We start from the raw sequence: 14,744 nt of genomic DNA, 5'->3' as shown, positions 1-14,744 counted from the left end.
ATTATCTAACAAATGATGGTTTTTGTGAGTTCCTATTATTAATTTTTTGAGCATGCGTAGTCATTTTAGCATCTCGTTCTCCTTTAGTTTTAAGCATTTTTGATTTATTCCTATTAACACTAACATCACTCCAGTTACCACTATCGCTTTCGCTTTCACTGCTACTACTATCACTCACCTCTATAGCAGCTCTTCGTGCGAAAATTGATTCAAGTCCACTAGGTTTGTTAACATTCTGAGCAGGCTTACTATGAGAATGTGCAACCGGTTTTCCTGTATTAGGGTCAAATTCAACTTTTTTTAGTTTTTTTGGCCCTGCTATTTCTCTCATTAAATCAGAAGTATCTATAGAAGGACGTGGTTGATTTTCCAGTTTTTTAACCGTAGTAGATTCTACAGGCTTAGATAATGTCTCAGCCGGAGCCATAGGCGGTGGTGGAGGCGGTGGTGGAGGTGGTGATGGAATGTTATTTTCTGGTAAAGGAGGCGGTGGTGGAGGTGGTGATGGAATGTTATTTTCCGGTAAAGGAGGCGGTGGTGGAGGTGGTGATGGAATGTTATTTTCCGGTAAAGGAGGCGGTGGTGGAGGTGGTGATGGAATGTTATTTTCCGGTAAAGGAGACGGTGGTGTTATATTATTTTCCAAAGGTTTAGCTAGGGACGCATTTGCTAATATTGGTTCTTTTTGTGAAGCCATGTGATTTGTAAGGTTACTTACTATCTTTTGTAACTTCTCATTGTCAGGTAATTTTGCAATTATATCCTTAATATTTCTTTCTTTATTTTCAATTAATTCCTCAAATTTATGCTTCGTTTTATATAATTGTTCATCAATCTTTCTAATTGTTCTAGTATTACTCTCTTTGTTTTTTGCTAAAACCTGCTCACTATTATTTACAAAAACATTTTTAACATTTTGCCAAATATTATTTAATTTTTCAAAAAATGTATGAGGTACTTCTGCCCTAATTTCAGCAACCTGTTTTTGTATTTCTTTAAGTTCTTTGATATTAGAATTTTCGGATATTAAATTTTGGATGTTTTGTTTTGTAGCATTTAAAGAATTATATTGTTTCTCTAGTGCTTCAGCATTAATGAATTGTAAGGGATTTGTCATATGTAGAGCTGAGAATCTTTCAGGTTTACTCTTATAACTAAAAAATACTTCCGATAATCTTGCTCTTTGATCTTTAGATAAATCTTTCTTTGTTAAATCCTTAAAATTTTTTTCGATTTCTTCTTGTAATGCTTGCTTTAAAGGTGCAGATTTTTCCGCTATATTATATATCTTATTATCAATATCTTTTAATATTTTATTATTATACTTTATTGCTTCATTTGTTAACTGTTCTTCACTTTTTATCAAAATATACTTTACATTAGAAACTGTTTTTACAAATCTTTTAAACCAAGGCAACGATCTATTATGTTCTTTTTCTAGTTCTTTAGTTTCATTTTGTATTTCGATTAAACCTTGCAACTGCTTATTTTGTTTGCATAATTCATTTACTTGGCTCAATATAGTATTTAAAGCATTATTTTCTTGTGCTAATAATTTATTTATATCTATTTCTTTAACCATCCCATACACCTAATATAAATTAATATCAGTATTATAGCAAATTTCTTGTACAAAAGCAAAGAGAAAGTTAATTTATGTAATGTATTTTGATAAATAAAAGATAGATAAACGAATATAGTTAACGTAATTTTAAGGATGATAAGCCTATAAGAGCAAATATAACTGAAATAATCCAAAATCTTATTACGACTTTTGATTCTGCCCAGCCGTGTTTTTCAAAATGATGATGGAGCGGTGCCATTTTAAATATTCTTTTTCCTTTAGTAGCTTTGAAGTAATATACCTGTAAAATTACGGATGCCGTTTCAATAACAAACAAGCCGCCGACTATAGCTAAAACTATTTCATGCTTAGTAATAACGCTAATAATACCAAGCACACCGCCAAGACTTAGACTACCGGTATCGCCCATAAAAACTTCTGCTGGTTGTGCATTAAACCATAAAAATCCAAGGCAGCTACCGACTAATCCCGCACATAACACCGTTAACTCTCCGGTATTCGGTATATAGGTTAGCTGTAAGTAGTTCGAGTAAATTAGATTTCCTACTAAATAACTTATTAAAGCAAAAGAACCGGCAGTAAAGGCAATAGGAACGGTAGCAAGACCATCAAGCCCATCCGTTAGATTCACGGCATTAGAAGAGCCGACTATAACAAATATAGCAAAAACTATATAACAATAACCAAGATCCAAACTTAAATTTTTAAAAAACGGTACGTTAAGTAAATGACTTGGACTTTTATCTAGATATTCTAGTAAAACACATATAATGAAGCTAATAATTCCTTGAAGTAAAAGCTTACTTTTTCCTCTTACTCCGTAATGATTATCTTTAGTTACCTTAGCATAATCATCCATAAATCCTATAATACCGAAACTAATAAAACCAAATAACGTAATCCAAATATATTTATTCGTTAAATCAGCAAGTAATAAAGTAGAAAGACAACTAGACAAAATAATCATAATACCCCCCATTGTCGGAGTACCTACTTTTGTTTGATGCGATTCAGGTCCGTCTGAGCGTATAGGCTGACCGTTTTTTTGAAGAGATCGCAGAAATTCTATTAATATCGGACCCGTGATAAAGCTAAGGCTTAGAGTTATAATAATAGCAAGACCGCTACGAAAAGTAATATAGTGAAATAAATTAGCTATATGTGAATTATGGATATGAGGGAGTAAAAGATTGTATAACATTTGTAGATTTAAATTTAAAAGTATATTTTGATGTTATTCATTGTGCATGGATACTAAATCGTCATTGCGCGCAGTCTACGACTGCGCGGCAGCAATCTCGTCAAACATCCTGAGATTGCTTCGTCAATTACTACGTAATTTCCGCGCAATGACGGGCAACCAAACCACACAATATTAAGAATATCCTAGTGTATTTATTTATAATAATCAACAATCTTATCAAGTTTTACGCCTCTTGACCCTTTTATTAGAATCAGCTCATTACCTTCAAATAAATCCGTAATATGCGTAATTAATTCATCAACATTTTTAAAGTATTTTTTAGCTATTTTGGAAGGTAGTAAATCATTAATATATTTAGTATTTACTCCTACTAAATAGACCTTAGAACAAGCGGCATCTAATATGTACTGCACTAGTTTCTCATGTAATCGTTTAGAATTTTCCCCTAGCTCTAGCATATCGCCTATTATAGCAGTTTTATTCTCGGCAGGTACTTGTTTTAAATATTCTAATGCAGCTTTCATTGACTGCGGACTTGCGTTATAGTAATCACAAATTACACGACAATTTTGTATATTGATAATTTCCCCTCTTCCTTTAGTAGGAGAAATATTTGCTAAGTGATTTGCAGCTATCTCTATATCTTTACCTAATATATCGATAATTAAAAGTACACCGGTATAATTTTCGGTAAAATGCCGAGGAATAAACGGTATCGTTACATCTAAGACTTTCTTATTTATCTTATACTTTAAGTAGACTTGCTCTCCTAGGTTCTCATATAAAATTAATTCTGCTGAAGTTTTAGCTGATCTACCGAAGCTATGTATATCGGTGATAGAAAGTTTTTTTAATATCGATAATATTTTGTTATAGCAATTAGTATCGGCATTAATAACGGCAATATCATTTTTGCTAAAATTTGCAAAAATCTCACATTTAGCTTCAGCTATCTCTTCAAGCGAGTTAAAAAATTCTAAATGAGCCTCTGAAATATTAGTAATCATGGCAATATTTGGCTTTAATATTTGAACCAGCTCTCTTATTTCACCTTTATGGTTCATGCCAAGCTCAAAAATAGCATATTCCGTATCATCAGCCATTGAAGCAAGATTAATAAACATACCGAGTTTGTTATTGAAGTTACCTCGGCTAGCAAAAACTAGAAAATCATGTTGTAATAATACTTTCAGTGCTTCTTTTGTAGAAGTTTTACCGACGCTGCCTGTTATAGCTATAAATTTAGCTTTTGAATTCTCTCGTTTATATAAAGCCATTTTTTGTAGAGCTTCAAAACAATCATCGACTAAGATAATTTTATCTTTATCATTGATCTCTACTCGCTTACTAATAATTACGGCTGCTGCTCCTTTATCTATTGCATCTAGAACATAATCGTGACCATCTCTATTACCTTGAAGTGCTATAAATAAATTACCTTTTTTAACATCTTTGGAATTAAATTGCACTTCATTACAACTTATAGAATTAGAGATTGTTATACCGAGAACAGCACTTAAAGTTTTAGAGTTCCAGATCATATATTTTTGTTATTTATGTGTTGTTGTATGGCGTGTTTATGTCATTCCCGCGTAGGCGGGAAGCCAGTAAACATATAACAAGCAAGCTTTTTATATGTTTATTTTATCAAATATGTAACTTCTGTATTAATATTAAAGTTATTTTTCTGGATCCCCGCTTCCGCGGGGATGACATCAAGGTTTTTTTAAAACTGTCCGGTACTATGGGTCAAGCCACGGGATGACAAACTTTTACACACTTCCTCACAACCTCAGCATCATCAAAAGGTAATTTCTTATCGCCTATAATTTGGTAATTTTCATGACCTTTGCCGGCAACTAATAAGATATCATCTTGTTTTAAATTATTTATACCGTATTTAATAGCCTCTTCTCTATTTGCTATTTCTGTATAATCTGCTTTCTCTATACCGCTTATGATTTCAGCTCTAATAAGCTTTGGGTCTTCATGGCGTGGATTATCATCTGTAATTATGATGGTATCGGCACGTTTTGCGGCTATTTGCCCCATAAGACTTCTCTTTGCCTTATCACGATTACCGCCGCAGCCAAAAACTACGCTTAGCTTACTATCACGTAATTTAATATTTTTCAGTTCCGTTAAAACTTTTTCAAGAGCGTCCGGAGTGTGGGCATAATCAACGAAGATATTAGTGTTATCTATTCTCTCCATTCTGCCTTTTACTGCTTTAACTTCTACTAAAGAATCTATAACATCATCAAAAGCAAAACCAATATAATGAATGCTAAGAACAGCAATTAATAAATTACTAGCCTGAAAGCTACCAATTATCGGGGTATTAAAATTATATTCTCTATTATTAAATGTAAAATTAATATTTTGTCCTTTTAAAGAACCGTTAAGTCTAGTTATTTCTAAATCACCTTTTGTCCCAACGGTTATAAATTTAATATTATGATTATGTAGATAATCTTTAACAAAATCTATTTCTTCTATATCAGAATTTAATATTGCGATACCGTTCGGTAATAAATGATTTATAAATAATTTCAGTTTGGCTAATAAATAATTTTCTTTTGTATGGTGGTAATCTAGATGATCCTGACTAAAGCTAGTAAAACATGCGATATTTACTTTTATTTCCCTAAGTCTTGCTTGATCAAGACCATGACTAGAAGCTTCAAAAACTAAATATTCTATACCATTTTCAGCTAAATTATGAGCAATTTTTCTAAAGCTTAAATAGTCTAAAGTTGTTAATTCCGGTACATCATTTATAAGATTAACGCAGCCAAATATTTCTACCCCTATCGTACCTATAGATGCTGCTTTTTTCCCAAGTAACGAATATGTTTGAGCTATATAGGATACTACCGAGCTTTTACCGTTAGTACCGGTTACGGCTATTAGATCCTTTGGTTTTTTAGGATAGAATATTTCTATGGCTTCATATAAAGCTGCCTGCACATCTTTTACGTAAATTACTTTATCTATAACAATACTTTTTTTATTGTCCGTAATTACTAATACTGCACCTTTGCTTAAAGCATCCTTAATAAAATCATTTCCATCAGTATTCCGTCCTTTAATCGCAAAAAAGATATCTTTATCCTTAACGGTTTTAGAATTAATCGACAAACCTTTTACGTTATGTTGTTGAAATAATTGCTTTAGGTTATGGGACATATTTATTATGTTAAAAACGTGTTACCGTCATTGCGAGGAAATTGCATAGCAATTGACGAAGCAATCTCAAGAGTTTGTTATTATTTCATGAGATTGCCACGCAGCCTACGGCTGCTTGCAATGACAGAGCAGGAATGACATCGCGTCTACACCTCCGATAAATTCCAAAGTAGTTGATTTGCCTCAACAATTATATTTTTATCTACTAATTTCTTGATATATACTAATTTATTATCTGGTTTGATTTTTGCCTGATTAGAGTAAGTACTAACGAATTTTATAATTTTATCAGTCATATCGGCATTTTTATAAAATTTAATCACAAATCCGTTATCTCCTGAATCTAGATTTTCAATATTTAACTTAAAGCATAATAGTTTTATTTTTACAATATCAAGTAAATTATTAAATTCAATCGGTAGTAAACCGAATCTATCAATCATCTCATCTTTAAATGTCTCTACTTCTATCTCATTACTTAAATTACCTATTCTTCTATATAGTCCAAGTTTAAGAGCTGCATCGGCTACATAATTATCTGGAATAAAGACGGATAATCCCAAATTAATAGTCGGGATAAAGGGTTGTTCTGAAACAATCGGTTCATCTTTAAAAATAGCTATTTGTTCTTCCAGCATTTCTTGATATAGTTCTGTACCTACTTCTTTAATTTGTCCTGATTGTTCTTCACCTATCAAATTACCGAAACCTCGTAAATCCATATCACGGCTTGCAATAGTAAAACCTGAACCCAAAGCACAACTATTTTGTATTATCTCTAAGCGTCTTAAGGAGTGTGATGTCATCTTTTTATGACTTGCTACCGTTAGATAGGCATAACCCCGCATTTTACCTCGACCTATGCGACCACGCAATTGATATAGCTGACTAAGACCCAGCATATCAGCATTATGTATGATCATGGTATTTGCCTCGGCTATATCAATTCCTGATTCTATAATAGTAGTTGAGACTAGTATATCGAATTTGCCGGCATAAAACTCGTTCATAACCTCATCAATTTTACTCGGAGTCATTTTTCCGTAAGCTATTTTATAACTTAATTCCGGCACGATTTGTTTTAATTGTTTTGCGATATCCTCTATATCTTTAATTCTTGGAACTACATAAAAACTTCTTCCGCCTCTAAAATGTTCACGTAATAATGCATCTCTGATAATAACGGGATCACACGGCATAACCGAGGTATGAACTTCCAGCCTGTTTAGAGGCGGCGTTGCAATAATGCTAAGTTCTTTTAAACCGGTCATTGACATTTGCAGCGTTCGAGGAATCGGTGTTGCCGACATTGCAAGTACATGGGAAGAGGATTTTAGCGATTTAAGAAATTCTTTTTGACCGACACCGAAATGTTGTTCTTCATCGATTATTAACAATTTCAAATTAAAGAATTTTATATTTTTATGTAATAAAGAATGAGTGCCTATTATTATATTTATTTTACCGCTTTCAAGCTCCGATCTTATAATTTTTGCTTCTTTAGAACTAATAACGCTAGATAATTGCTTGATATTTAAACCAAAACCTTTGAACCTTTCTATGAACCTTGAAAAATGTTGACTACATAAAATAGTTGTCGGTACAACTACGGCTACTTGAGGTAAATGTTCATTTAGAGATTTTGCTACCATAAAGACGGCACGCATTGCTACCTCTGTTTTGCCAAACCCAACATCACCGCATATTAACCTATCCATTAACATACCGTTTCTTAGATCTTCTTTAATATCGTTTATAGCGATTAATTGGTCTTCCGTTTCGCTGAAAGGAAAATTAGCACAAAATTTATCATATTCTTCAAGATCAAATTCAACGGAAGCACTACTATTAAGTTTCCTTTTAGCTGCTATTTGTATTAAATGCAGTGCTATCTCTTTTATACGCTTTTTAAGCTTTGCCTTACTTCTTTGCCATGAAACGCTACCAAGCTTATCAAGCTCCGCATTATCATTGCCGTATTTTTTTATTACCTCTATACTTTCAACTGGTATATATAATTTATCATTGCCGGCATATAAAATCTTTAAAAAATCATGTGGTTTGCCTTTGATTTCTAAAGCTTCTAGCTTTAAAAACTGCCCTATTCCATGATCTTTGTGAACAACAAATTCGCCTTCAGCTAAATTATCAAGCTCCAGCAAGATATTTTTAAGTTTTTTGTTAGTGTTTATAGAGCTAGGTTTTTCTTCTAATAATTCGCTAGCGGTAATAAATAAATATTCTTTCGTATAAAAGCTTTGATTTAAAGGAATTATCGCGACATTTATTATTGAAGCCTTAGCCTCATCTAATTTATTTATCTCATTATATTTATATTCATAATTTTGAATTATGCTTTTGATTCGCTCAAAACTACTTAAAACGCTTGAGCCTATAATAATTTTCTTATGAGAATGTGCTTTAATAACCTCAAATAATTTATCGAAAACCGTTTTCTTTTCTATAAAACTTGTAGCAGCGATATTTTTAATTAAGCTAGCTTGCTCTGAGTTTTCAAAAGTAAGTAGTATATTATTTTTTTGTTCTAGTAATTCCGTTATTTCAGAAGCGGTAAAATATAAGCTAGTCGGTGAAAGGGTGGGATAGAAACTATTAAATTTAAGTTTATTTGCCTCTGACCTTGCCGAATAAAAATCGTTATAACTATGTTCAAATTCTAAAATGGCTTGTTTTGACAAATTATCGAATATGAAAATAGGATCGTTTAAATAATCTATTAAGTTAGAGCAGGAATCGTAAAATAATGGGAGTAATTGTTCATATCCTGTGAATTTTCTTCCAGATATTACCGCCTCATATAAAGCATTATCAGTATGATTAACTCCAAAATTTCGTAAGTAATTATTCTTAAAATTACCTATAGTTTCACTATTTAAAACTATCTCATTTGCAGGACTAATAATAAGCTCGCTGCAGGATTTAGTCGAAATTTGCGTATCAATATCAAATTCTTTTATTGATTCAATATAACCCCAGCTAAAATGAATTCTATAAGCTTTAGGACCGGACAATATTATATCAATGATTTCGCCTCTAACCGCAAATTCCCCGACATCGATGCTAATCGCATTTCTTGTAAAACTATTTTCTACTAGAAACATAGCAAGCTCATCCGTAGTAAATTTCATTTTAGGGGATAATTTCAAAAAATATTTAGAAAAAAAATCTTTCGGCGGTAATTTGTTTAATAAGTTCGCTGTATGAGTGATGAGTAATTTGTTGCTATTACTATTATTTGTTGTTAGCTTGATTAATGTTTCTGCACGTCTAGATAAGATATTTGCATTTGGTGACGTATGGTCATAAGGGATGGTATTATAGCTTGGAAAGTAATAAATATTTTCATTAGAAGAAAAAAATAAAGCTTGCTTGTATAATTGCAACGCCTCCTCTTCATTACTCGCACTCAAGATGAAATCTTGCTTAAGATTCTTAGTAAAATTATCAATTGTAAAGAAAGATTTGGCAGCCGCCGGAAATTTTTGTTGTAACATTCTACAGGAGTTTATATTTTTGCTATTTTGTGTAATTTATCAATTATTTCGGCATCTAGATAAGAAGGAGCAGAAGATTTATTATTAATCCAATTATAAAGATCATTATCATTTTGATCAAGTATTAAAGAATAGCTTCCAAGTTTTGTTTCATCCATTAAGGATAGGTACTTTTCGGCAAAGCTACCGAGTATATAATCCATTTCTCTGCAACCGCGATTTTTACTACGGTAAAAAAGTTTCTTTTGTAAAGAGTTTTTATTTAATTTATTCATCTATAACATCTTGCAAAATTTTTTTATAATAATATTATTAAAATAATCAGATACCAAGATCATTTTAAAATGCTTTAATAATTGATCATTTTAAAATGCTTTAATAATTCAGCATTCTAATAAATCCATTCTACATGGGTAAAATTCTATTAACTTTTATTATCAATAACAGCAAAAAAGCATAAATATGTCGGTTCAAAATATCTGTTCTACAAAAGCTTATGATATGCTAATTTCAAATGATAATGCTTTTCTTGTAGATGTTAGAACTAGAGAAGAGTGGCAGCAAGTGGGGATACCTCATTTAGATAATAAAAATAAGGTGATCTTTCTAAGTTGGCAATTGAATAAAGATTTTGAAGATAATTTTTTATCTATCGTTAACGATAAAATTCATGCAATAATATTTTTTCTGTGCCGTTCAGGATATAGGTCATTTATCGCAGCAAATTTTATAACTAATATAGGTTATAAAAATTGTTATAATATTAGTGACGGCTTTGAAGGAAATAATCAAGATAAAGGCTGGAAACAAAATAACTTACCGTGGCAGTTTTAAGTGAGTACTAACCAAATAATTTTAACGGATCAAGGTAATAATTATGTAAATGTCTGGAGTCACGTGGCTCAAGATCTTTACAATCATTACGGTGAAACTCTATATAATAGCTGGTTTAGTAAAGTCAATTTTATAGAGTCTTCATTAAATACCGTTATTCTTTGTGCCCCTACTAACTTTGTTAGAGATTGGATAAAATCCAAGTACTCTATGGTTATATTGCAACTATTTCAACATTATAATAATACCATTAAGTCAATTGAAATAATTACTAAAGAGTTACCTGGAACAACCCAAACAGTTACAGCATTACCTACTAAGACTTTTGGCGATATCGGCAGCAGTGAGCTTAATTCGGAAAATATCTTTTCAACCCTTGATATACGTTTTACTTTCGATAATTTTGTGGTTGGAGCCCCAAATGAGCTAGCTTATGCAGCCGCAAGAGCGGTTGCAGAATCATCAGGTGCGGTTTCTGAGTCTAATCCGCTTTTTCTATATGGCGGCGTAGGGCTTGGTAAAACTCATTTAATGCATGCAATCGGTTGGTACATCAAGCAGCATAATCCAAGCCGCAAAGTGATATACATGTCGGCAGAAAAATTTATGTATCAATTTGTTAAAGCTCTGCGTAACAAAGAAGTAATCTCGTTTAAAGAGAAATTTCGTTCGGTTGATGTGTTAATGATTGATGATATTCAATTTATTTGCGGTAAAGATAGTACGCAGGAAGAATTTTTCCATACTTTTAATACATTGATTGATAATAACCGTCAAATGGTTATTTCTTGTGATAGATCGCCTTCAGATTTAGATAATATTGAAGATCGGATAAAATCTCGTCTTGGATGGGGCTTAGTTGCCGACGTTCATAGTACTACTTATGAGCTACGACTCGGTATTCTAGAATCTAAGATTGAGCAGATGAACGTTAAAATACCAAAAGACGTAATTGATTTTTTAGCATCTAAAATCGTTTCAAACGTTAGAGAACTTGAAGGAGCTTTAAATAAGGTGATTGCTCATTCTAATTTTACTTTAAAAGAAATTACACTCGAAAACACACAAAATATTTTGCGGGATTTACTGCGTTCTAATGAAAGAATAATTACCGTTGAAGATATTCAGAAAAAGGTAGCTAGCCGTTATAATATTAAGTTATCCGATATGTCTTCATCAAGGAGATTACGAGAAGTTGCAAGACCGCGTCAAATAGCCATGTATCTTAGTAAAGCATTAACGCCGAAAAGTCTTGCAGATATCGGTAAAAAATTCGGTAAAAAAGACCACACGACGGTTATGCATGCTATTAAGAAAGTAGAAGAATTACTGGCAAACGATATAGAATTACGCGAAGAGATTAATTTGCTAATGAAAATATTGCAGAACTAAATGTCATACCGTAGTCAAGCTGACTTTGTTGCATGGTCCGAAAAACCGACTCGATGTCATTCCCGCAAAATCGGGCATCCCGGGTAAAGCAAAATAAATCGAGCTTTTAATTGTACAAACTTATTGTGTATAACCTTTAAATTACTGGATTCCCGCTTTCGTGGGCATGCCATAAACAGCCATACAATAAAGCCAAAACGTCGCAGAAATGATATAGATATATATATCAAATGCTCTCAAAAAACGATTCAGTAAAAGAAATTTTTTTCAAGATTCTCCAGAAAATACCAAATTAACAGAATTATAAAGATAATTATGGTTACGGTGAGGGGGTCGCATATTTCTTACTTAAAAGTTTAAATGAATTAATAAAGAGGAATTACAAATTCACTATCTCGACTACGATTATCAAATCCACGCTAATCAAGAATATAGATATATTTTTAAGAATAGTAATATTACAAAATATTTTATTGCTCCTGAAAAGCGCTTATTTTATCAATTAAAATTTGTTGATGCAGACAGGGTATACTCAAATGATTTGGAGAATTGGAATGTAAAACGAGGAGCGAGTACGCACAGCCCTTAATAGGTGAGCATGCGAGTCCTCCGAAGTTTTGCAGAAACAATTCTTCAAATCATTTGAGTATACAAGCTACAGGCAGTCATCTATGTGGTAAAGATCAATATTAATACTACCTATGTATTTTTAAATCCTGATTCATTTACTCTTAGCTACCAAATTCTAGGACCTCAAAAAGACCATAATATTAATACTGTTTTTAATCGTATATAGTATTAGTATGTTCTCCAATTAGTTTAAAATATTCTTTCATACTATTGTCTATATCAGTTGTTTCCAAAGTTTGATTATTATCATCATCATTTGCATCATATATATCTTTTCTTTTAGACAAGGAAAGTTTTAATCTCTTTTGAAACGAGGTAGGAGAAATAGTTTGATTAAATTTGGGGGGTAATATCTTGTAATACATTCTTAGCATATTCAGGTGCATCAATATCATACCATTCTTTTATTTTAGCACATAAAATTTGTAGAATTTCAGGTAGGATTTTTTTTAATTTCTGTCTTGAGAGATGCGTGTTTTTGAGCTAAAAACCCTTCAATATTTTTTAAGCTTTCAGTAAATTCCAAGTAGGTTATTTCAATTAAATCCTTTAAATCTTGAGAAAAATCCTTTTTTTCAAGCAATTTAGTTTTTGTAAGCTTTAAATTACGTTCTCCTATATTGTTTACTTTAAGAATTAAAGCAGTTAACTTTTGGTCTAATGAATTTAACAACTTTATAGGACAATGCTCTAATTTATGAACTTTTGCTAAAAAAGATTTTATATCATTGCTTTTTACATTATCCATATTTTTGTAAAATTACATTGAAGCTAAGATGTCAAATATTCGTGCTATATTTGCTAGTTTATAATTATTTAATTTTTTACTAAGCCATTCTATTAATATATTACCTTCTTTAATAAGTAATAGATTACCATTTTGTACATTTGTAGTGTCATAATCTATTGGACAGGAATTTGGTAACACATATTTATAGTTTTTCAGTATACCTCTTGTTTGAGCAACGGCATGCTCAGCAGACATAGGACAAAACTCCTTATATGATAAAAATATACTATTTTTATCAATAAGTTCTAAAAACATAGGAGCCGTAAATAAGGTTGCATTATTTCTATGCGTTGCAAGCATAAATAACAAATGTGTTAACTTTTCTGCAAAGTAATTTAGTTTTCGCGGTAATTCTTCTATATTTTGTGTCGATGCTTTAGCATGCACAACTTCAAATATACGTTTTATAATAGCATGTTTATATTCATGTTCTTGCTCAAATTTAGATAAAATTTCATCATACTTTCCTAAGCCAGGTACATCTGTTTGTACATTACCGGTTTTATAATGTACTATATGATTAATTGTAAAAGTTTCTTCTTTAGTATTTGAGATCTTACCTTACATATAGTAGATAAATCACTATTTATTTCTTCTAAAATCCGGTGCTTTAGCTGAGTTTATTATTCCTGCCAATCATTTCAGCAAAAGCTAAAAGTCCTTTAGAATTATGTATGGGTTATTACTTATACTTTTTTAAGTTGATATTACTGTTTTGCAATTCTTGTAATAATACTTTCTTTGCATGCTGAGCAGTAATACCGTCTGCTAAAGCAACTATCTTAGGAATAGAGTGATTTGGATTAAATACACAATGCAATAGCTTTTGATAATCCTTATCACTTATATTTTCTTTGTTATAATTTTTAAATAATTATGTTTATTAAAAGCAGTTTTGATAATATTAAAATTTTCTTCGTAATAATTATTATCTACAACTAATATTTCAGATTTAATTTTTTTATAAATATTTCTAATAGTAGAATATTTAAAAAATCTATCAGCTAAATTATGTAATACTAAACCTAGTTTAAGTTTAAAATCTTCAGAGTTACATATATAATTAATATCTAGTATATTTTTAAGTAAAAAATTAAGATACTTAGGTAAAGTATAATTTTCTTTTAACTCTTCATCAGAGGAGCTATCAAAGTTTTTGTATTTTAGCATTATTATTTATAGTAGAATGAGTGTTAAATTATTTAGAAACAAATATCCCTATAAGGGGGATTAAAGTATCTAGCGTCTCCGTAAGGGCACTAAAATCATCTCTATATAATAAATTATCTGTAGTACATAATTCTTTAATATCTAAAGTTTGTCCAGTATTTCCCTCAAAACAATACATAAATGCCAAAGCTTCCATAATTTTCTTATCTTTAACAAATTTAAATAATCGTTCTTTTCCATAAGTTATTGTATCTTCAACATCAGCTAAATCTTTCTCTACTAAGGGCATCATTGTATTTACTTCTTGAGCTAATAACTGAGGATCTATATTACTAGGATGACTTAGCATATCTCATACCATCATAGTTATAATATTAGCTATATACTAAAATATTCACTATTAATTAAGTTTTCTTTACTAATAGTTACAATTTA

The 14,744-nt window shown here is 31.2% G+C and carries 14 protein-coding genes; 3 read left to right on the top strand and 11 right to left on the bottom strand.

Going from position 1 to position 14,744, the window contains the following annotated elements; genetic code table 11:
- Position 1: 1 nt before the first annotated feature.
- The 6 genes from rickA to RSIB_RS00810 form a co-directional block, all read right to left on the bottom strand.
- A complete protein-coding gene (rickA, locus tag RSIB_RS00785; protein WP_004997976.1) occupies positions 2-1,582 on the bottom strand; it encodes an Arp2/3 complex-activating protein RickA in 1,581 nt (526 codons plus the stop codon).
- 118 nt (positions 1,583-1,700) lie between these two features.
- Positions 1,701-2,786 carry a phospho-N-acetylmuramoyl-pentapeptide-transferase gene (gene mraY / locus RSIB_RS00790; RefSeq protein WP_004997974.1) on the bottom strand — a complete coding sequence of 362 codons (1,086 nt, stop codon included), beginning with the start codon at positions 2,784-2,786 and terminating at the stop codon, positions 1,701-1,703.
- A 194-nt stretch (positions 2,787-2,980) separates the two neighbouring features.
- On the bottom strand, positions 2,981-4,330 hold the full coding sequence (locus tag RSIB_RS00795; RefSeq protein WP_004997972.1) for a UDP-N-acetylmuramoyl-tripeptide--D-alanyl-D-alanine ligase: 1,350 nt from the start codon (positions 4,328-4,330) through the stop codon (positions 2,981-2,983).
- Positions 4,331-4,538: 208 nt separating this feature from the next.
- Positions 4,539-5,978 carry a UDP-N-acetylmuramoyl-L-alanyl-D-glutamate--2,6-diaminopimelate ligase gene (locus RSIB_RS00800; RefSeq protein ID WP_004997969.1) on the bottom strand — a complete coding sequence of 480 codons (1,440 nt, stop codon included), beginning with the start codon at positions 5,976-5,978 and terminating at the stop codon, positions 4,539-4,541.
- A 146-nt stretch (positions 5,979-6,124) separates the two neighbouring features.
- Positions 6,125-9,493, bottom strand: a complete 3,369-nt coding sequence (mfd, locus tag RSIB_RS00805; protein ID WP_004997967.1) for a transcription-repair coupling factor — start codon at positions 9,491-9,493, stop codon at positions 6,125-6,127.
- Positions 9,494-9,504: 11 nt separating this feature from the next.
- On the bottom strand, positions 9,505-9,768 hold the full coding sequence (locus RSIB_RS00810; protein WP_004997963.1) for an FAD assembly factor SdhE: 264 nt from the start codon (positions 9,766-9,768) through the stop codon (positions 9,505-9,507).
- Between the two features lie 187 nt (positions 9,769-9,955).
- Here RSIB_RS00810 and RSIB_RS00815 point away from each other — a divergent pair, with 187 nt between their 5' ends.
- The 3 genes from RSIB_RS00815 to RSIB_RS10525 all read left to right on the top strand — a co-directional run bounded on the left by RSIB_RS00815 (position 9,956) and on the right by RSIB_RS10525 (position 12,515).
- On the top strand, positions 9,956-10,327 hold the full coding sequence (locus RSIB_RS00815) for a rhodanese-like domain-containing protein (protein ID WP_004997961.1): 372 nt from the start codon (positions 9,956-9,958) through the stop codon (positions 10,325-10,327).
- Entirely contained in the window at positions 10,328-11,719 is a 1,392-nt protein-coding gene (dnaA, locus tag RSIB_RS00820) for a chromosomal replication initiator protein DnaA (RefSeq protein WP_004997960.1), read from the top strand.
- Between the two features lie 673 nt (positions 11,720-12,392).
- A complete protein-coding gene (locus RSIB_RS10525; RefSeq protein ID WP_231282938.1) occupies positions 12,393-12,515 on the top strand; it encodes a DUF6314 family protein in 123 nt (40 codons plus the stop codon).
- On the opposite strand, the gene RSIB_RS09020 is transcribed toward RSIB_RS10525, so the two are convergent.
- The 5 genes from RSIB_RS09020 to RSIB_RS00840 all read right to left on the bottom strand — a co-directional run bounded on the left by RSIB_RS09020 (position 12,502) and on the right by RSIB_RS00840 (position 14,658).
- Positions 12,502-12,723 carry a hypothetical protein gene (locus RSIB_RS09020; RefSeq protein ID WP_032850710.1) on the bottom strand — a complete coding sequence of 74 codons (222 nt, stop codon included), beginning with the start codon at positions 12,721-12,723 and terminating at the stop codon, positions 12,502-12,504. The genes RSIB_RS10525 and RSIB_RS09020 overlap by 14 nt on opposite strands.
- 59 nt (positions 12,724-12,782) lie before the next feature.
- On the bottom strand, positions 12,783-13,097 hold the full coding sequence (locus RSIB_RS00825) for a hypothetical protein (protein ID WP_004997957.1): 315 nt from the start codon (positions 13,095-13,097) through the stop codon (positions 12,783-12,785).
- A gap of 12 nt (positions 13,098-13,109) precedes the next feature.
- On the bottom strand, positions 13,110-13,526 hold the full coding sequence (locus RSIB_RS00830; RefSeq protein WP_004997955.1) for a hypothetical protein: 417 nt from the start codon (positions 13,524-13,526) through the stop codon (positions 13,110-13,112).
- Positions 13,527-13,982: 456 nt separating this feature from the next.
- Positions 13,983-14,309: a hypothetical protein gene (locus RSIB_RS00835; RefSeq protein ID WP_004997952.1), complete on the bottom strand. Its 327-nt coding sequence runs from the start codon at positions 14,307-14,309 to the stop codon at positions 13,983-13,985.
- Between the two features lie 28 nt (positions 14,310-14,337).
- Positions 14,338-14,658, bottom strand: coding sequence for a hypothetical protein (locus RSIB_RS00840; RefSeq protein WP_004997950.1), 321 nt, complete (start codon positions 14,656-14,658; stop codon positions 14,338-14,340).
- Positions 14,659-14,744: the final 86 nt, after the last annotated feature.

The organism is Rickettsia sibirica 246, from assembly GCF_000166935.1.
Taxonomy (GTDB): Bacteria; Pseudomonadota; Alphaproteobacteria; order Rickettsiales; family Rickettsiaceae; genus Rickettsia; species Rickettsia rickettsii.
The sequence above is the reverse complement of the archived record's forward strand: the minus strand, read 5'-3'. Positions and strand labels throughout refer to the sequence as shown.

Bases quoted from the DNA above. Each gene is read 5' to 3' on its own strand.
- rickA (WP_004997976.1), bottom strand. From the start codon at position 1,582: ATGGTTAAAGAAATAGATATAAATAAATTATTAGCACAAGAAAATAAT.
- mraY (WP_004997974.1), bottom strand. From the start codon at position 2,786: ATGTTATACAATCTTTTACTCCCTCATATCCATAATTCACATATAGCT.
- RSIB_RS00795 (WP_004997972.1), bottom strand. From the start codon at position 4,330: ATGATCTGGAACTCTAAAACTTTAAGTGCTGTTCTCGGTATAACAATC.
- RSIB_RS00800 (WP_004997969.1), bottom strand. From the start codon at position 5,978: ATGTCCCATAACCTAAAGCAATTATTTCAACAACATAACGTAAAAGGT.
- mfd (WP_004997967.1), bottom strand. From the start codon at position 9,493: ATGTTACAACAAAAATTTCCGGCGGCTGCCAAATCTTTCTTTACAATT.
- RSIB_RS00810 (WP_004997963.1), bottom strand. From the start codon at position 9,768: ATGAATAAATTAAATAAAAACTCTTTACAAAAGAAACTTTTTTACCGT.
- RSIB_RS00815 (WP_004997961.1), top strand. From the start codon at position 9,956: ATGTCGGTTCAAAATATCTGTTCTACAAAAGCTTATGATATGCTAATT.
- RSIB_RS09020 (WP_032850710.1), bottom strand. From the start codon at position 12,723: ATGCTAAGAATGTATTACAAGATATTACCCCCCAAATTTAATCAAACT.
- RSIB_RS00825 (WP_004997957.1), bottom strand. From the start codon at position 13,097: ATGGATAATGTAAAAAGCAATGATATAAAATCTTTTTTAGCAAAAGTT.
- RSIB_RS00835 (WP_004997952.1), bottom strand. From the start codon at position 14,309: ATGCTAAAATACAAAAACTTTGATAGCTCCTCTGATGAAGAGTTAAAA.
- RSIB_RS00840 (WP_004997950.1), bottom strand. From the start codon at position 14,658: ATGCTAAGTCATCCTAGTAATATAGATCCTCAGTTATTAGCTCAAGAA.